The 17694-nt window shown below is 57.4% G+C and carries 18 protein-coding genes and 1 pseudogene; 12 read left to right on the top strand and 7 right to left on the bottom strand.

Going from position 1 to position 17694, the window contains the following annotated elements; genetic code table 11:
• Positions 1-14: 14 nt before the first annotated feature.
• Positions 15-392 (bottom strand): hypothetical protein, encoded by a 378-nt coding sequence (locus GQ39_RS18655; RefSeq protein ID WP_047532437.1) that lies wholly within the window; start codon positions 390-392, stop codon positions 15-17.
• 200 nt (positions 393-592) lie between these two features.
• Here GQ39_RS18655 and GQ39_RS18650 point away from each other — a divergent pair, with 200 nt between their 5' ends.
• The 3 genes from GQ39_RS18650 to def all read left to right on the top strand — a co-directional run bounded on the left by GQ39_RS18650 (position 593) and on the right by def (position 2460).
• A complete protein-coding gene (locus GQ39_RS18650; RefSeq protein WP_047532436.1) occupies positions 593-784 on the top strand; it encodes a CsbD family protein in 192 nt (63 codons plus the stop codon).
• Positions 785-961: 177 nt separating this feature from the next.
• Entirely contained in the window at positions 962-1918 is a 957-nt protein-coding gene (locus tag GQ39_RS18645) for a YihY/virulence factor BrkB family protein (RefSeq protein ID WP_047532435.1), read from the top strand.
• A 2-nt stretch (positions 1919-1920) separates the two neighbouring features.
• A complete protein-coding gene (def, locus tag GQ39_RS18640) occupies positions 1921-2460 on the top strand; it encodes a peptide deformylase (RefSeq protein ID WP_047532434.1) in 540 nt (179 codons plus the stop codon).
• An 81-nt stretch (positions 2461-2541) separates the two neighbouring features.
• Here the strand turns inward: def and GQ39_RS18635 are convergent, their stop codons facing one another.
• Positions 2542-2970 (bottom strand): GNAT family N-acetyltransferase, encoded by a 429-nt coding sequence (locus tag GQ39_RS18635; RefSeq protein ID WP_047532433.1) that lies wholly within the window; start codon positions 2968-2970, stop codon positions 2542-2544.
• Between the two features lie 793 nt (positions 2971-3763).
• On the opposite strand from GQ39_RS18635, the pseudogene GQ39_RS33795 reads away from it, so the two are divergent.
• Positions 3764-4540 (top strand): annotated as a pseudogene (locus tag GQ39_RS33795) (PAS domain-containing protein); the annotation flags it as partial.
• On the top strand, positions 4514-5083 hold the full coding sequence (locus GQ39_RS33790) for a methyl-accepting chemotaxis protein (RefSeq protein WP_404943291.1): 570 nt from the start codon (positions 4514-4516) through the stop codon (positions 5081-5083). The pseudogene GQ39_RS33795 and the gene GQ39_RS33790, both read left to right, overlap by 27 nt.
• A gap of 54 nt (positions 5084-5137) precedes the next feature.
• Here the strand turns inward: GQ39_RS33790 and GQ39_RS18625 are convergent, their stop codons facing one another.
• The 3 genes from GQ39_RS18625 to GQ39_RS18615 all read right to left on the bottom strand — a co-directional run bounded on the left by GQ39_RS18625 (position 5138) and on the right by GQ39_RS18615 (position 7804).
• The gene (locus GQ39_RS18625) at positions 5138-5710 is read right to left on the bottom strand and encodes a hypothetical protein (protein ID WP_047532431.1); all 573 of its coding nucleotides are present in this window, start codon (positions 5708-5710) and stop codon (positions 5138-5140) included.
• Positions 5711-5904: 194 nt separating this feature from the next.
• On the bottom strand, positions 5905-6543 hold the full coding sequence (locus GQ39_RS18620) for a glutathione S-transferase family protein (protein WP_047532430.1): 639 nt from the start codon (positions 6541-6543) through the stop codon (positions 5905-5907).
• Between the two features lie 373 nt (positions 6544-6916).
• Positions 6917-7804: a LysR family transcriptional regulator gene (locus GQ39_RS18615; RefSeq protein ID WP_047532429.1), complete on the bottom strand. Its 888-nt coding sequence runs from the start codon at positions 7802-7804 to the stop codon at positions 6917-6919.
• Between the two features lie 176 nt (positions 7805-7980).
• On the opposite strand from GQ39_RS18615, the gene GQ39_RS18610 reads away from it, so the two are divergent.
• Positions 7981-9276, top strand: a complete 1296-nt coding sequence (locus GQ39_RS18610) for an SLC13 family permease (RefSeq protein ID WP_047532428.1) — start codon at positions 7981-7983, stop codon at positions 9274-9276.
• Between the two features lie 240 nt (positions 9277-9516).
• Here GQ39_RS18610 and GQ39_RS18605 read toward each other — a convergent pair whose 3' ends face one another.
• On the bottom strand, positions 9517-10548 hold the full coding sequence (locus GQ39_RS18605; RefSeq protein WP_047532427.1) for a LacI family DNA-binding transcriptional regulator: 1032 nt from the start codon (positions 10546-10548) through the stop codon (positions 9517-9519).
• A 215-nt stretch (positions 10549-10763) separates the two neighbouring features.
• Between GQ39_RS18605 and GQ39_RS18600 the strand changes: the two genes are divergently transcribed.
• Together GQ39_RS18600 and GQ39_RS18595 are read left to right on the top strand one after the other, a co-directional pair.
• The gene (locus tag GQ39_RS18600) at positions 10764-11297 is read left to right on the top strand and encodes a gluconokinase (RefSeq protein WP_047532426.1); all 534 of its coding nucleotides are present in this window, start codon (positions 10764-10766) and stop codon (positions 11295-11297) included.
• 81 nt (positions 11298-11378) lie between these two features.
• Entirely contained in the window at positions 11379-12731 is a 1353-nt protein-coding gene (locus tag GQ39_RS18595) for a GntP family permease (protein WP_047532425.1), read from the top strand.
• 151 nt (positions 12732-12882) lie between these two features.
• Here GQ39_RS18595 and alaC read toward each other — a convergent pair whose 3' ends face one another.
• The gene (gene alaC / locus GQ39_RS18590) at positions 12883-14100 is read right to left on the bottom strand and encodes an alanine transaminase (protein ID WP_047532424.1); all 1218 of its coding nucleotides are present in this window, start codon (positions 14098-14100) and stop codon (positions 12883-12885) included.
• A gap of 138 nt (positions 14101-14238) precedes the next feature.
• On the opposite strand from alaC, the gene GQ39_RS18585 reads away from it, so the two are divergent.
• From GQ39_RS18585 to kdpA, 4 genes are all read left to right on the top strand, one after another.
• Positions 14239-14901, top strand: a complete 663-nt coding sequence (locus GQ39_RS18585) for a LysE family translocator (RefSeq protein WP_047532423.1) — start codon at positions 14239-14241, stop codon at positions 14899-14901.
• A 66-nt stretch (positions 14902-14967) separates the two neighbouring features.
• Positions 14968-15453: a GyrI-like domain-containing protein gene (locus GQ39_RS18580; protein WP_047532422.1), complete on the top strand. Its 486-nt coding sequence runs from the start codon at positions 14968-14970 to the stop codon at positions 15451-15453.
• A 261-nt stretch (positions 15454-15714) separates the two neighbouring features.
• Positions 15715-15813 carry a K(+)-transporting ATPase subunit F gene (gene kdpF / locus GQ39_RS18575; RefSeq protein ID WP_047532421.1) on the top strand — a complete coding sequence of 33 codons (99 nt, stop codon included), beginning with the start codon at positions 15715-15717 and terminating at the stop codon, positions 15811-15813.
• Between the two features lie 167 nt (positions 15814-15980).
• Positions 15981-17687: a potassium-transporting ATPase subunit KdpA gene (gene kdpA, locus GQ39_RS18570; RefSeq protein WP_047532420.1), complete on the top strand. Its 1707-nt coding sequence runs from the start codon at positions 15981-15983 to the stop codon at positions 17685-17687.
• Positions 17688-17694: the final 7 nt, after the last annotated feature.

The raw sequence follows: 17694 nt of genomic DNA, 5'->3' as shown, positions 1-17694 counted from the left end.
TCTTGTGGCGAGGCTTATTGCCGGAACGGCGCGAAATTGACGTTGGTGCCCGCCGGGCGCATGTCCTGCAGGTACGAGTCCTTGTCGGCGCTCAGTTCCAGGCTCAATGCGGCCTTGCGCTTGCCCTGGTTGCGCACCACCAGACCTTCGAGCTTCTCGCGCAGGAATACCGTCGGCACTTTCAGGTGCAACAGTTCGTCGGTTTCCGGGGCGTGCATCAGCAGGTGAATCCACTCGTACTGACCAATGGCCAGACGCGCGACCGGAATATCGAACCACCAGATGTTGCGGTTGCGGTTCAATTCGGTGAAGTGGCAGTTGTTGACGCCAAGCACTGCACCGCCGAGTTCCTGGTTTCTGCGGGCAATGGCCTGCTTTTTATCGAGTTTCATAACATTCCTACGGGATTGGATCTTCAGCGCCATGGCCTGAATACGTTGCGGCATTCTCGGGGGTTGCCGGGCAAACATAAAGCCCAACCTGCGCTGAACGATGAAATGTCGGGCTGAAAATAAATGAAACTCCGTGCAAACGCTTCCGGTCAACCTTGTGTAACGACCTTTTTCATCGAGATGTTCACAGGAGAAACACCATGAGCAGCACTGGCGATAAAGTAAAAGGCATGGCCAACGAAGCAACCGGTAACGTCAAGCAAGGCGTGGGTAAAGTCACCGGTAACGACAAAATGCGCGCCGAAGGCGTGATGCAGGAAAAGAAAGGCGAAGCCCAGCAAGCCGTTGGCAAAGCCAAGGATGCCCTGAAGAAAGGCATCGACAAAGCATAACCCAGCCTTTAATAAAGGTAAGAAACGGCCATCCGCGGATGGCCGTTTTTGTGTCAGCCTGAACTTGAGGGCTGAAATTGTTTCAAAGTCGCCAGCTAGAGTATTTTGATGTAGACAACGGCCCTTGAGTCGCCACGACTTAACCCACCATTTTGTTTGCGGCGAAAGGAGACGCTAATGATTTTTCCGGACATGAAAGGTCTGCCCTTGCACCGTGTGATGGTGCGCACGGTCACCGAGTTCATCGACGACGAGATGTCGACCTATGCCTCGGCGCTCGCCTATCAAATGCTGTTTTCGCTGTTTCCGTTCATTCTGTTCCTGATCGCCCTGATCGGCTTCCTGCACCTGCCGGACTTCTTCTCCTGGCTGCGCCTGCAATCGGAACTGGTACTGCCGCCCCAGGCCCTGGAGCAGGTGAACCCGGTGATCGACCAACTCCAGCAGTCCAAGGGTGGGCTGCTTTCTGTGGGTATCGTGATCGCCCTGTGGACGGCCTCTGCCGGCGTGCGGCTGATGATGAGCGCGATGAACGCCGCCTACGATGTGGTCGAAGGCCGACCGGCGTGGAAGCGTGTCCCGCTGTCGATTTTCTACACCGTCGGCGTCGCCGGCATGCTGTTGATCGCCGCCGCATTGATGGTGCTCGGGCCGCAAGTGATGAGCTGGATCGCGGCGCAAGTCGGCCTCGAATATTTCATTGTCACGCTCTGGACCATCGCCCGCTGGCCGGTGATCGTGATTCTGTTGATGGTGGCCGTGGCGCTCATCTACTACGTGATGCCCGACGTCAAACAGGAGTTCCGCTTCATCACGCCCGGCTCGGTACTGGCCGTGGTGGTGTGGATCATCGCGTCCCTGGGCTTCGGTTTCTACGTCAAGGAGTTCGCCAACTACAACGCCATGTATGGCAGTATCGGCGCGATCATCGTGCTGTTGCTGTATTTCTATATTTCTTCTGCGGTGCTGTTGCTCGGTGCCGAGATGAATGCGGTGATCGAGCACATGTCCAAGGAAGGCAAGGACCCGGGCGAAAAAGTCCCCGGCGAGCAAGGCCCGAGCATCGAACCCAAACACCATGTGTCGGGACTGGGTCGGGACCACTCGCTCAAACCAACCACTGACGAAGCCTGAGCATGATCCGTGAAATTCTGAAAATGGGCGATGAACGCCTGCTGCGCATTGCCCCGCCGGTGCCGGCCGAGATGTTCGACAGCCCGGAACTGTGGCAATTGATCGACGACATGTTCCAGACCATGGAAAGCGTGGGGGGTGTCGGCCTCGCCGCACCGCAGATCGGCGTCGACCTGCAACTGGTGATCTTCGGCTTCGAGCACAGCGAGCGTTATCCGGAAGCCGAAGCGGTGCCGCAGACGATCCTGATCAATCCCTTGATCACGCCGCTGAGTCCGACGCTGGAAGAAGGTTTCGAAGGCTGCCTGTCGGTGCCGGGGTTGCGCGGCGCCGTGGATCGTTATCAACACATCCGCTATGAAGGCTTCGATCCCAAGGGCGAGCCCATCGTGCGCATCGCCTCGGGTTTCCATGCGCGAGTCGTGCAGCATGAGTGTGATCACCTGATCGGCCGGTTATACCCGTCGCGCATCAGCGATTTCAGCAAGTTCGGGTTTACCGAAGTGATGTTCCCGGACCTTGATCCGAACGCCGACGATTGAATCCTCAACAAGACCACTGTGGGCGCGAGCGTGCTCCCACAGGTGATCTCGACGCTATTGTCACTCGCTCCGACTCACCGGTTACCCTATGGTCCTGACCAGCGGTTCCAGGCCCATGGCGATCATCGGCTTGCTGCGCGCGTAACGGCTCAGGCGCTCGGTCATGGCATAGGGCATCAGTGGATCGAAGGCAAAGCCGCGCCGCTCGTAAAACCCGCGCAAGTCCGGGTGGCAGAACAACCAGACCGGGCTTTGGGCCTCCTTCACCGCGGCAGCGATCAACGCGGCGGCGATGCCTTGCCCGCGACAGGCCGGATCGACAAACAACCCCGTCAGCCAATGCCCGCCGGACACCGGCCGCAAGCACAATGCTCCGACGATTTCGTCACGTCGGGCGACCCACAATTGCGCGTCGCGGACTGCTTTCATCGACGATTGGTGGGCGCGATAAAACTTGTTCATCAACGGCCATAAAGGCTCATCGAGCCGGGTGTACTGAGTGTTGGGCATGGGACCGGACTGTCGGTGTGCAAAGCGGGCGATTATAAAAGAACGCGACCCCAAGGATAGGTGTATACCTGATCTCACATCCCGTGTGAGTGGAGTACGCATCATGTCCAAAGGTATGGATTCAAAGAAAGCAGCAAAGAAAAAACCGGCAAAAACCGCCATTGAGAAGCGTGCGGACAAGAAGGCCAAGAAAGTCGATATTTTCGGTCATTGATCCCGTGATCAGGGAGCCCGGTCCAAGGGCTCCCGCTGTTCGTCCAGTGAAAAAAAATCTGCAAGAAAATCCGGCGTCGTTGCACAGAAGGGAAATGATCCCGATCCGGGCAACGCCATGCCTCATGACTTCGATGCTGCCCAGCGATCCCTGTTTGGGATGCCTTCTCAGTCACACCAAGGCTGAACCGATTTTGTCCTCTGTGCTGGCCGACTAGTGGCCTTGCTTAGCCATGACGGCTGTCTATGCTCATCTGTAACTAACCATGTCGGTGGCTTCCGAGTGACCGGCGTTCAACCGTGAGAGTGCGCATTGCAAGGCACCCAGGCTTGGCAAAATGGAGCAATCGGGTAAAGGGAGTTTGCTTGTGAGTAGGTTAGGGCTGGCCCGAATCCGGGCGATCAAGAGAAGGATGTCTTGATAAGAGTGTCACTAAAGGGACCCTCCGATTAAACATCATTTATCACCTGACAAGTCCCTCCCGTGGATGGGGCGCGTGTGTTCTGTGGAACGTAGTGGTGGATTTGAAAGATCAGCAACTTTCATTAATCAAAAGACCGCGCTCAAGGTGGTACGAACATGTTCAACCTACATCACAAGGCTGACCTGCAGGAAATCGAACGTTTCAGTTGTGCGCTGAGCGAGGCCAATGCCAAGTTGGCCGCCATTAGCCGTTCGATGGCGATGATTGAATTTACCCCGGACGGCATTGTGCTCGATGCCAACGAAAACTTTTGCAGCGCCATGGGTTACAGCGTCGAAGAAGTACGCGGCAAGCACCACCGGATATTTTGCGAAGAGGCGTTTTACCGCAGCGAAGAGTACGCCAGGTTGTGGCGCGACCTGGCCCGTGGCGAGCCCGTCAGTGGCACCTTTTCACGCTTGAACAAGAGCGGCAAGGAGATCTGGCTCGAAGCCAGCTACATGCCGGTCTACGGTCCTGATCGGCAAGTGAGCAGTGTGATTAAAATCGCCAGCGACATTTCGGCGAGAGTCTACGAAGAACACGAAAACGAGAGCATGCTCGCCGCGATCGGGCGCTCCATGGCGGTGATCGAATTCACCCCCGACGGCAAGGTGATCACGGCCAACGACAACTTCTTGAAAACCATGCACTACTCGCTCAATGAAATCGTCGGTCAGCATCACAGTTTGTTTTGCCACCGCAACGAAAGTGAATCGCCAAACTACAGAGCGTTCTGGGCCTCACTCAATCGCGGCGAATATCACTCGCACCGATTCGAACGCAAGGACAAGTTCGGCCACATGGTTTATCTGGAAGCGTCCTACAACCCGCTGTTCGACACCAAGGGCCGGCTGTACAAAGTGGTGAAGTTCGCCAGCAACATCACCGAGCAGGTCACTACCCTGCAAACGGCCGCGGAATCGGCCCACAGCACCTCGGTACAAAACGATGCCTGCGCGCGCAAAGGGTCCGAGGTGGTGCAGCAAACAGTGCAGATCATCCAGGACATTTCCCGCGATTTGAACGAAGCGGCGGTGAGCATCGAGGCCGTCAGCAAACAGTCCGACATCATCGGCACCATCGTTCAGACCATTCGCGGCATTGCCGATCAGACCAACCTGCTGGCCCTCAACGCTGCCATCGAAGCGGCCCGCGCCGGCGAGCATGGACGTGGCTTCGCGGTGGTGGCCGATGAAGTGCGCAGCCTGGCCGCACGCACCAGCCAGGCAACGGTGGAAATTGTCGAAGTGGTGCGCAAGAACCACGATTTGTCAGTCAGTGCTGTGTCGAGCATGCAGTCGAGCTTGAGTCGAACCGGGCTTGGGGTAGAGCTGGCGAATGAGGCGGGGGAGGTGATTCTGGAGATTCAACAGGGCTCGCGGCACGTGGTGGACGCCATCAGCCAGTTCAATTCGACCTTGCAGTTGAATTGATTGCGGCCAAATGCAAAGGGGCCCGGTGAGAGGCCCCTTTTTATTCCGGCGCCGTTAAAGCGAAGCAAGGAACTTGTCGACCACCTGACTGCTGCCTTTACCGCTGCTGCCGTTGTCTTTCTCGGCCTGCGCCAGTTTCACCTTGTCCTGCATGCGCTCGGCGATTTCTTTGCCAATCGCCAACTGTTGTTCAGGAGGCATGGCTTTTACCTGGTCTTCCGTCAGGCCCATCTCTTTCAGAATGCTGTCGCGCAAACGCTGTTCAGGCGTTTTGCTCATATAGTCCTTGAATTCGTCGGTGGCCGAGCCACTGCCGACCTTGTTCTGGGTGTCCGCCGGTACGCTTGCAGTCGTCGCCTGCAGATTCACGCGGGTCTTGGCGAACGCTTCATCAACGTTGTCACTGATTTTACTGGCCTGGCTGACCTGTTGCGTGGCGGTTTGTGTGGCGGATGCCTGTACCTGCTCGCTGGCGTGCGCGGTTTGCGTCTGCACATTGTTTTGCAGCGCTTGCATCATGGCGCCTTGAAGGCCGCTCTGAAGCCCGGCAGCGGCGTCGGCGTTTGGATTTTCACCAGGCCGTTTGGGCAGTGGCGTCACCTGGTTTAATTTTGCACTGACCAGCATGATAAATAGACCTTGTAGGTATTGGCGGTGCAGTGTGTTGAGCAATTAATATGCCTATAAGATAAATATCTTATATATCAAGTGCTTAATTTGTTTTGTCCGGCGAGTATCGGAGGTTTGCGGTCAAGCCTTGCCGTCAGGCGGCAGGGTTCGACCGCCGGGCCGACACCGATGCACACTGGCACACGGAGTGCTCAAGGCAAGCCGTTGCAGCAATGCTTGAGAAAACCGGGGTGCTGCGCCAAACGCCTGAAATACTCATCGATGGCCGGGTAATCGGGGCGCTCGATCGGTGTCATCAACCAGCGATTGACCGACAGCCCGATGACGATATCGGCCAAGGTGAATGTGGGCCCGGCCACATAAGCCTTGGTGGTTGCCAGCTGATGTTCGAGGATGCCCATCTTCTGGTTCCAGTCGCGCACACTGACGTCCAGTCGATGCGGGTCCTGGAATTCCGGGTCCTTGCGCACCAACGCCATGAATGCATGGCTCCAGGACGGATTGAGCTCAATCGCCTGCCAATCCATCCACTGTTCCACCCGGGCCCGCGCGGCCGGTTCGGTGGGCAACAGTTCGGCATGGTGATGGTGGTGTTTGCCGGCCAGGTAACGGCAGATGGTGTTGGATTCCCACAGCGCCCCGTTCTCATCGATGATCACCGGCACCTTTGCATTGGGATTGAGCCGCAGAAACTCAGGGCTGTGTGTCGAGGCAAAACCGCTGCCCCAATCCTCACGCTCGTAGGACAGACCCAGTTCCTCGCACGTCCACAAGACCTTGCGGACGTTGATCGACGAGGCTTTACCGAGGATCTTCAGTGCATGTTCCATTTTGCTACTCCGTTAGCGAATCATGGCTTCGGGAAACTAATAGTGTGCCTGTCCACGAGTGACATCAAGTCGGCTCAAGACTGGGCCGGCAGGGCGGGTATAAGTCGCTTCGACATTCAGATGAACTGCACCGGAATGCCGGGTGGAAACGCTCTTGCGAAAAGAAGGTCGGCAGACCTTCGCAAGCGATGGTTTCTTGCAGTTTGTCTACGGCTAAACCGGAATCCGCTGACTTATGCCATCAGAATTTTGTCGTGTTGTTTTGCTGCCGATTCAGGGACTGGTTTTCGCCACCTGGATACTTCAGACGCGTTACTGATACTGGGCAGGTAGTTGCAGCTCGGAATAGCATGGTTTGTATCGGAAGATCTATTTACGAAGTTTCGATTCTTGCCGAAGTAATCAGATCGTCGACGACTGCAGACCGATTTGCTTTTCGCGTGGCCAGTCCAAGTACAGCCTTGGGCCAATCAAGCCGAAGCGCTCTGTAATGCAGGCCATCGCGATCAATTCGCTGCATTGATTCGGGTACTACCGCAATACCCATTCCCGCAGATACCAGGTTTACAGCGGACGATAGTTGGGGGGCCTGCTGGCGGATGGTCGGATTGAATCCAGATTGACGGCAGGCGGCCACGATATCTGCACTTAGCCCATAACCGGACTTGCGCGAATACAGGATGAAATTCTCCTGCCGTAAATCAGCAAGCGACAGTTCCTTGCGTGACATTAATGAGTGTCCATCAGGCAGGACAACAATAAGTGGTTCTTCGGATAAGGTGATGAAGTCAATGTCGCCGCCCATAGCAAAGGGTGGCCTGACAAAGGCTGCGTCAATGTCGCCATGACCGAGCCTGGAAATGAGCGATTCGCTATCGTTTTCTTCCAGGTTTACCTCCACCTTGGGGTGCTGTTGCTGGTAACGTCTGATCAAGCCTGTAACGGTATCGTTAAATGAGGCGGATTCGGTGAAGCCCAGCTTCAATGAGCCAACCTCACCTCGCGCAACACGGCGCGCATTTTTTTGAGCGTCCTCGGCACGCGCAAGAATATCGTGTGCCGATATCAGAAATGCCTTACCTGCGTCACTGAGTATGACGCCGCGTCCTACACGGTGGAAAAGCGGCGTACCTATTTCATCTTCCAAATCACGTATCTGCTGCCCAAGCGGGGGTTGGGCAATTCCAAGTTGTTCGGCTGCTCGCGTGAAATTCTCGGCTTGGGCTGTGACGACGAAGTAACGTAGATGTCTGAGTTCCAATTAGGACTCCAAAAATACTAATTTGATATTTTTTAAATATTAGACATATCGTTCGTGTGGCGCCATGCTTCTTTTGAATTAAAGATGCCGTCAGTGATTCGGTCGGGATAAAGTCAGGCGGCAGGGTCTTAGTAGGTCAAGAAGTAAACCAGGTCTGCGAAATAAAGGAAGGCAACATGGATATGCAACTGATTGCAGTGGCCGGTTTGGTGGCTGTGACAATCACACTATGGGCAACACGCGGGCTTCCAGAATACCTGACTGCACTTTTGTTCTTTGCGTTCGCGATGATTCTCCATGTGGCTCCCGCCTCGTTGGTCTTCTCCGGGTTTACCTCCGCCGCGTTCTGGCTCGTTATCAGTGGCTATGTCATTGGAATTGCCATTCGCAAGACGGGTTTGGCCTCTCGATGTGCGGGGGGGCTCGCGGCTTATCTTTCCAGATCGTATGCGCAAATGGTCTTTGGTATTGTCGGCCTCACGTACATGCTTGCCTTTGTTATGCCTTCCAACATGGGGCGTATTGCACTTCTGATGCCGATTGTCCTGGCGCTTGCTGACCGAGTGGGGTTCGGGGATAAGAGTCCAGGGCGTATAGGTCTCTCACTCGCTGTCGGCTTTGGAACCTTTCAGCTTTCGGCGTCCATTCTGCCTGCGAATGTTCCAAATCTTGTCATGGCGGGTGCGATCGATACCACGTACGGCCTGCAACTCTCTTATTTGCCTTATCTGATATTGCACGCGCCGGTACTTGGCTTTATGAAGGGACTTGCACTCTGTGCATGTGTCGTCTGGTTGTTTCCAGATAAAGTGAAAAAAAGCATAGAGTTGGAACCTTCTCGCCCTTGGAGTCCTGAGGAAAAGAGGTTGGGACTTCTTCTTTTGACAACGCTCGGACTCTGGCTTACCGACTCTTTGCACGGTATTTCTCCGGCGTGGGTTGGTCTCGTAGCCGCTTGCCTATGCCTCCTGCCACGGGTGGGATTCGTATCCAGTGAGGAATTTGGTCAGGAGGTCAATCATCGGACCGCTATCTATGTCGCGGCAATCCTCGGACTCGCCGCACTGGTAGGGCACACCGGACTCGGTGCATTAATAGGCAATGAAGTACTCGCCCTTGCACCTTTGGACCCGACCTCACCATTCCACAGCTATGCCTCAATCGTAGGTTTATCCACACTGCTCAATTTTGTGGTGACAGCGAATGGGGTGCCAGCGTTATTTACGCCCTTGGCACAGTCGATGGCTACCGCGTCTGGTTTGCCATTACTGAGTGTTCTAATGATGCAAGTGATCGGCTTTTCTACGCCGCTCTTGCCTTACCAGGCTTCGCCGATTGTTCTCGCTATTGAAATGGGAAGAATTCCTTTCGTGGCAGCGTTGCGATTGAGTCTGGCGCTTGCATTCATCACGTTCGTCTTTTTAGCTCCGATTAATTATGGGTGGTTCGTCTTTCTGGGTTGGCTGCCATGATTCTCTGGTTTTTTGAAGTGAGTCATACATTAACCGGATAACCAAAATCCATACTGCAGCCGGAGTGTCGCCTTGCATACCCCAATGTTCTGCATCTTGTTCTTCGAACAGTATGAGTATCGGGGACGGCGCAATGGTCAATCTGGATAGTGGGTGATTCTTACTCCTGCCAGTTCGAACCGGGACTGATTCTGAAATGGCGGACACGGCAAATTTTTGATCCGTGTCCCCTAGGGAATATTAAGTACTCTCGCGCACCTTCAACTCAAACCCCATGTCCTGCACCGGTTTGGCAACGGTGTTGCCGGCCATCAACGTCAGCATCTGCTCTGCCGCGCGACGACCGATTGCCTCGCGCGGGGTGTTGATGCTGCTCAGGCGCGGGACCATGTGTTCCGACATGGGCAGGTCATTGAAGCCCAGAATCGCCACCTGCCCGGGGATCTTGATCCCGCTGCGCATGGCTTCGAGCAATGCACCCTGGGCCAGGTCGTCGTTGCCGAAGAAAATCGCATCGACATCGGGGTGACTGGCGAGCAGTTGCAGAAACAGTTCGCCGCCCAGGCCGACCGAGGAGGCGCGTGGCGTCAGCACTTCCAGGTCCGGGTCATACAAACCGGCCTTTTGCAGGGCCTTGCGGAAACCTTCGCCGCGCAGCAGCGTGCGCTGGTCGAGTTGCGCACCGATGTAGGCCAGGCGCTTGCGCCCGCGGGACAGCAGGTGTTCGGCCGCCGTTTCGCCGGCAGCCAGTTGTGAAAAGCCTACGCAATTGACTCCGGCGGCGCTGTCGAGCTCCATCATGTAGACGCAGGGAATGTTGCTCGCTTCGATCATCCGCCGCGAACTTTCAGTGCGGTCGAAACCGGTCAGCAGCAAGCCGCGCGGCTGGTAGGCCATGTAGTTGCGCAGCAGGTTTTCTTCTTCGTCGCGGGAATAGTGGAAGTTGCCGATCAGCACTTCGAAGCCCTTGGGGCGCAACACCCGATGAATGGCTTCCAGGGTGTCGATGAACAGCAGGTTGGACAACGACGGCACCAACACCACCACCGAATGGCTCTGGGCCGAGGCGAGGGCGCGGGCTGCCGGGTTGACCACATAGTTGAGTTCAAGCGCCGCTTTCTGGACTTTTTCCACCAGTTCGGCGGCCACAGTGCTGACGCCGCGCAGGGCGCGCGAAGCGGTAATCGGACTGACACCCGCCAGGCGGGCAACTTCGTTCAGGGTAGGGCGGCCAGTGGTTCGTGTTTTTTTATCGTTTTTGGTTGAGGTCATCGATGGCTTGCCAAACAAAATTCAAGGCACTAAGGTAGCGCTGTCTCGATGCAGCTGCAAATGCGTGAGCGAGGGTTTGCCTGATCCTCGCTTTTTGGTGTTGGGAACGAACATGCTGCAACCCACAAAAATGACAAGAAGGCGTCGGCAACTTCTACTTTTGGTCTAGTGTCATAACTGGCAAAGGTAGCGCTGTCTGCGCGCTGAGGTGTTACATGAATCATCCCATCACCGCCCTGGTCATCATGGGCGTTGCCGGTTGCGGCAAGACCTGCGTCAGCGAAGCCCTGTGCCAACTCAGCGGCGCCACCGCCATTGAAGGCGACTCTTTTCACCCTGCCGCCAATATCGAAAAGATGAGCGCGGGTATCCCCCTGAATGATGAAGACCGTGCCGGCTGGCTCGACAGCCTGTGCGATGAGTTGCGTCGCGTCGACGCCCTGGGTCAGCGCCCGGTGCTGACGTGCTCGGCGCTCAAGAACATTTACCGCGAACGCCTGCGCAATGCCTTGCCGGGCCTGGGTTTTGTATTCCTTGAACTGACTCCGGAAGTCGCTGCCGACCGTGTCTCCCACCGGCCGGGCCACTTCATGCCGTCGACCTTGATCGACAGCCAGTTCGCCACCCTCGAGTCCCCCGTCGGCGAGCCCTTGACCCTGGCCCTCGATGCGTCGACCCACAGTGTCGATGAGTTGGCCGTGCAGGCGCACCACTGGTGGCTCAGGCACGGCCTGAAGCGTGCCGGCTAATTTTGCTTTTAGAGATAGCGCTGTCCTTATGGCTTTCGAATTACCCGCTTCAATAACAACAACAACCAGGAGACACCCCTAATGTTTGGCATGTCCCACGAGACGTTCCTGCTGCTCGATGCAGTGGTCACGGTGATCGGGCTTATCGTTCTGATCACCAAGTTCAAGTTGCATCCCTTTCTTGCCCTGATCATCGCGGCAGCCTTCCTCGGGCTGACCTCCGGCATGCCGATCGGCACCATCATCAAGGCGTTCCAGGACGGCTTCGGTGGCGTGCTCGGTTTCGTCGGGATCATCCTCGCGCTGGGCACCATGCTCGGCAAAATGATGGCCGAGTCGGGCGGGGCGGACCAGATCGCCCAGACCCTGATCCGCGCCTTCGGCAAGGACAAAGTGCAGTGGGCAATGATGTTTGCCGCGTTCCTGGTGGGCATCCCGCTGTTCTTCGAAATCGGCTTCGTGTTGCTGATTCCGCTGGTGTTCATCGTTGCCCGGCGTACCGGCGTGTCGATCATCAAGATCGGCATCCCGCTGCTGGCTGGTCTGTCCGCAGTCCACGGCCTGGTACCGCCGCACCCGGGTCCGCTGCTGGCGATCGGCGTGTTCGGCGCCGACATCGGTAAAACCATTCTGTATGGCCTGATCGTGGCGCTGCCTACCGCCATCATTGCCGGCCCGATCTACGGTACGTTCATTGCCAAGCACATCCCTGGCCATCCGAACCAGGAGCTGGTGGATCAACTGGCACGCGAAACCGATTCGGCTGAACTGCCGAGCTTCGGCATCACATTGGTGACCGTGCTGCTGCCGGTGTTCCTGATGCTGCTCAAGACCTTTGCCGACGTGGTGCTGCCCGATGGCAACTTCTTCCGCACCTTCATGGACCTGATCGGTCACCCGATCTCGGCCTTGCTGCTGGCCTTGCTGCTGTCGCTGTACACCTTCGGCTACAAGCAGGGCATCGGTTCCAGCCAAATGATGAAATGGCTGGACGCGAGCCTCGCGCCGACCGCCGCGATCATTCTGATCATCGGTGCCGGCGGTGGCTTCAAGCAGATGCTGGTGACCAGCGGCGTGGGTGACGTGATCGGCCACATGGCGGTGAACGCACAGATCTCGCCGATCCTGCTGGCGTGGCTGGTGGCGGCGGTGATCCGCATCGCGACCGGTTCGGCGACCGTGGCGACCATCACTGGCGCGGGCATCGTGGTGCCGGTGGTGGGGATGATTCCAGGCGTGAACCGTGAGCTGCTGGTGCTGGCCACCGGTGCGGGTTCGTTGATCCTGTCCCACGTCAACGACGCCGGTTTCTGGCTGGTCAAGCAGTACTTCAACATGACCGTGGCAGAAACCTTCAAGACCTGGACCGCGATGGAAACCATCCTGTCGGTGGTGGGCCTGGGCTTCATTCTGCTGTTGTCGTTGTTCGTTTAAGCTAAACGCCAGACACAAAAAAACCGCAGCGATGCGGTTTTTTTGTGGGTGATTTATTTGTAGGAGCGAGCTCGCTCGCGAAGGTGTGTCAGCTGCGTACACGTTAACTGACCCACCATCGCGAGCAGGCTCGCTCCTACAGGGTTTTCTGTCAGGCGCTGGATTTGGCGATCAACCCATCGGCCCGGAACATCCCGCGAATCCCGCGCACGGCCTGACGAATCCGGTCCTGGTTTTCGATCAGCGCGAAGCGCACGTGATCGTCCCCGTACTCACCAAAGCCCACGCCTGGCGAGACACAGACCTTGGCTTCGGCCAGCAGTTTCTTGGCGAACTCCAGCGAACCCAGATGGGCGTAAGCCTCGGGAATCTTGGCCCAGACGTACATCGACGCCTTTGGATTCTCGACCATCCAGCCCAGCTCATGCAGGCCTTTGACCAACACGTTACGGCGCTGGCGGTACTGCTCGGCGATATCGAGCACGCATTGCTGGTCGCCTTCGAGGGCCGCAATCGCTGCGACTTGCAGTGGGGTGAAGGTGCCGTAGTCGTGATAACTCTTGATCCGCGCCAGGGCGTTGACCAGTTCCGGGTTGCCGACCATGAAGCCGATGCGCCAGCCCGCCATGTTGTAGCTCTTGGACAGGGTGAAAAACTCCACCGCAATGTCCTTGGCGCCCGGCACCTGCATGATCGACGGGGCTTTCCAGCCGTCGTAGACGATGTCGGCGTAGGCCAGGTCATGCACCACCAGCACGTCGTACTGCTTGGCGAGCGCGATCACCCGTTCGAAGAAATCCAGTTCCACACATTGTGCGGTGGGGTTGGACGGGAAGCCGAGGATCATCATCTTCGGCTTCGGAATCGAACCCCGGATAGCCCGTTCCAGTTCGGCGAAGAAATCCACGCCCGGCACCAGCGGCACTGAGCGCACCTGGGCGCCGGCAATCACGGCACCGTAGATGTGAATCGGGTAGCTGGGGTTCGGCACCAGCACGGTGTCGCCCTGGTCGAGGGTCGCCAGCATCAAATGCGCCAGGCCTTCCTTGGAGCCGATGGTGACAATGGCTTCGGTTTCCGGGTCGATGTCGACCTCGTAGCGATCCTTGTACCAGTTGGAAATCGCCCGGCGCAGGCGCGGAATACCCTTGGACGTCGAGTAGCCATGGGTGTCTTCGCGCTGGGCGACGGTCACCAGTTTCTCGACGATGTGCGGCGGCGTGGCGCCGTCGGGGTTGCCCATGCTCAAGTCGATGATGTCTTCGCCACGGCGACGGGCGGCCATCTTCAGCTCGGCGGTGATGTTGAACACGTAAGGAGGGAGTCGATCTATGCGCGCAAAGCGGCGCGGCGAACCTTGTTCGGCCATTGTTGCCTCGGATAACGTAAGCGCCCGGAACCGTCCGAGCGACGCTGGTCACTGCGGTGACCTGTGCGGAATGTACGGTCAGCTGTGGCAGACTGTCCAGCCTCCATGTAAACAAATTTTTCCGAAGGAACTGGAACGATGGAATTCACCAGTGGCTTTTTGCTGAGCCTTTCGCTGTGCCTGGACATTGGCGTGGCCAATATCGCCATGATCACCCTGGCGATGCAGCGCGGCTATTTTCAAGGCTTTGCTCTGGGCTTGGGTACCTGCGTCGGCGACCTGATCTACGCGGTGCTGGCGCTGGCGGGCATGACGGTTTTGCTGCAGTACGAAACCGTGCGTTGGGTGCTGTGGATCGGCGGTTCGGCGTTGCTGGTGTATTTCGCGGCGAAGATGATTTATTCGGCGATCCACCATGAAGCGTTGATGGCCGAAACGGTCGAGGTGGGGCAGAACTCCCATCGCAAAGAGTTTTTTCGCGGGATCTTCCTCGCCATGTCCTCGCCCAGCGCGATTCTCTGGTTCGCCGCCGTGGGCGGCACGTTGATCGCCCGTTCTGGTGGCGGTGGGCCGCTCAGTTCGGCGCTGTTCCTCGGCGGTTTCCTCTGTGCCGGTTTGCTCTGGTCCGCCGGCCTGTGCTTTGCCGCAAGCCATGGCGGCAAGTTGCTCGGCGACAAGCTGCTGCGGTACTCCTACATGGCATCTGCGGCGATCTTCTGCTATTTCGCGGTGTACGTGATCCTTTCCGGCTACAACGAGTTTTTCGGTGCGGCCGCCGTCGAGCAGTTGCACGCGCTGTAAGTGGGCGAAACGGGTTTGGCTTCTATACTCCCAGCCGAACCCATTTTTCCTTCCAGGAGTCGAGTCATGGATGAGCAAAAAAGCGTCGAATTGTTGGAACCGCGCTTCGAACACGGGCACTTCCTGCTGATTGCAGGGCTTGGCGCTCCCTTCACCCAGCAGACCACCGCAGGCATTCCCGCGCTCTGGGAAAAATTCAGTCCCCACATCGGCAACGTGCCGGGTCAAAAGGGTGAAGTCACCTACGGCGTCTGCTGCAATTTCGATGGCAAGGGTGGCTTTGATTACATTGCCGGTGTCGAGATCAGCAAGCTCGACGATTTGCCCGAGCAATACCGCTGGGTTGAAATTCAGCCGCAGTATTACGCGGTGTTCGAGCATAAAGGGCCGCTGGAATCCCTGTCGCAGACCTTTCGCTACATCTGCGATACCTGGCTGCCCCAGTCCGGGCATCAAGCGGCGGACGCCCCCGAATTCGAACGCTACAGCGAAGACTTCAACCCCAGGCTTAAAACCGGAACACTGGAAATCTGGCTGCCGTTAAGATCCTGATGAGCAAGCCCGGAACGGGCACCTCACAGTGCCCGTTCGTTGCTGCCGTTTATGCCCCGCATCACGCCCTCACACACCGTCCGTTTCGCCCGATCTATACGCCGTCTTAATACCGCTGCCCCCAATCAGTGTCTGACCTTGATACCCCCTCACTTAACCTCTACGGCGCAGATAAGAGCGCGTAATCAGTGGTTTTTTTAGTCTGGCGCGCTCTACCGGGACCCGATTGCGGGTGCCTTCGTTTAGTCAGGGGGAGCTGTCTTGTTAACACTCGAGTTCATTTACATCGCCAGCGGCCTGTGCGCCGCCCTGTTGTTCGCCTACCTGGGTTACGCCCTTATCCGTGCAGAGCAGTTTTGATGGCCACAGTCATTGCGGTAAAGGCGTTTTTATTCGCCCGCGAGGGCGGTCTTGAGAAAGGAAACCGGCAATGTACGACCTGATTTTCATAGGGGTTAGCGTGGTGTTTTTTGCTGCGACCGCCATGGTCATCGTCGCCATGGGCAAGATTTGAACGGAGCATCGACATGTTAAGCACTATGCTGGAATTTGCGGTGATTCTCGGGTTGATGACCGGGCTCGCCATCTTGATGGGGAAGTGGCTGACGCGGGTATTTACCGGACGCAACCATGCCTTGGCGGAGCGCGCTACCTATCGTTTGCTGGGGATTGATCCGGCCGAAACCATGGGCTGGGCACGTTACGGCTCGGCCCTGTTGCTGTCGAACGCGGCCATGATGTTGCTGGGTTATATCGTGTTGCGCCTGCAAGGTTTCATGCCACTCAACCCCTTGGAGCTGAGCGCGCAAACACCGGATCTGGCGTTCAATACCGCGGCCTCATTTATCACCAACACCAACTGGCAGGCGTATTCAGGTGAAACCAGCCTGTCCAACTTCAGCCAGATGGCGGTCATTACCTTCCTGATGTTCGTCGGCGCAACGGCGGGCGTTGTGGCTGCGGCGGGTTTCATTCGCGGCCTCAGTCGGTCGAACGCCGCTGACATCGGAAACTACTGGGTGGACTTCACCCGCATGCTGTACCGGGTGATGCTGCCGCTGTGTTTTGGCATGGCGCTGGTGTATGTCTGGCAAGGCATGCCACAAACCCTGAGTTCCGAGGCCCTGGCCACCACACTGGAGGGCGCGCAACAGCAATTGATCGTCGGGGCGGTGGCGAGCTTTGAGTCCATCAAGCACATCGGCACGAACGGCGGCGGCTTCTTCAGCATGAACGCCGCGCACCCGTTCGAGAACCCGACCCCGCTGACCAACATGCTGCACATCCTCAGCATGCTGCTGATCCCGTCAGCGCTGACATACACCTTCGGCAGCATGCTGATGCGTCGGCGTCAGGGCTGGGTGTTCTTTGGCACGTTCCTGGTGATGTTCATCGGTTTTCTGAGCATCGTTTACACCGCCGAACAAAGTGGCAACCCGCTGTTGACCCGAGTGGGCGCGGACCAGGTGCTGTCGGCGACCCAGAGTGGCGGCAACATGGAGGGCAAAGAGCTGCGTTTCGGGATTGCTGACACCAGCCTGTTTGTGACCACCACCACCGGCGCCACCACCGGCTCGGTGAACGCCATGCATGATTCGCTGACGCCGATGGGTGGCTTCGTACCGCTGGCGCAGATGATGCTCAACTGCGTGTTCGGTGGCGACGGCGTGGGCTTTATCAACCTGATCCAGTACGCACTGCTGACGGTGTTTCTGGTAGGCATGATGATCGGGCGCAGCCCGGAATTCCTCGGCAAGAAGATCGAGGCACGGGAGATCAAGCTGGTCATGCTCTCGGTGCTGGCACACCCCGTCTGCATTCTTGGTTTCACCGCTTTGGCGGCACTCTGGCCCGACACCCTCAACAGCCTCAACAACCAGGGACCCCATGGTTTCAGCGAGGTGTTGTATGCCTACACCTCGGGTACGGCCAACAACGGTTCGGCGTTCGCCGGGTTGAATGCCAACACGCCGTTCTTCAACACCACCATCGGTCTGGCCATGTTGCTTGGACGTTTCTTCACCATGTTGCCGATGCTTGCAGTCGCCGGCTCCCTGGCCATGAAAAAGAACATCCCGGCCGGTGCCGGCACCATCCCGACCGCCACTCCGCTGTTCATGTTCCTGGTGGTGTTCGTGGTGTTGGTGGTGGGCGGCCTGACTTTCCTGCCGGCGCTCGCGCTCGGCCCGCTGGTCGAGCAACTGCAGTTGCTGACCGGCCAGACCTACAAGTGAGGGGGCT

It is taken from the genome of Pseudomonas sp. 11/12A (assembly GCF_000800055.1).
GTDB lineage: Bacteria > Pseudomonadota > Gammaproteobacteria > Pseudomonadales > Pseudomonadaceae > Aquipseudomonas > Aquipseudomonas mohnii.
Note: the sequence above shows the minus strand (reverse complement) of the source record. Positions and strands in the feature narration are given on the sequence as shown.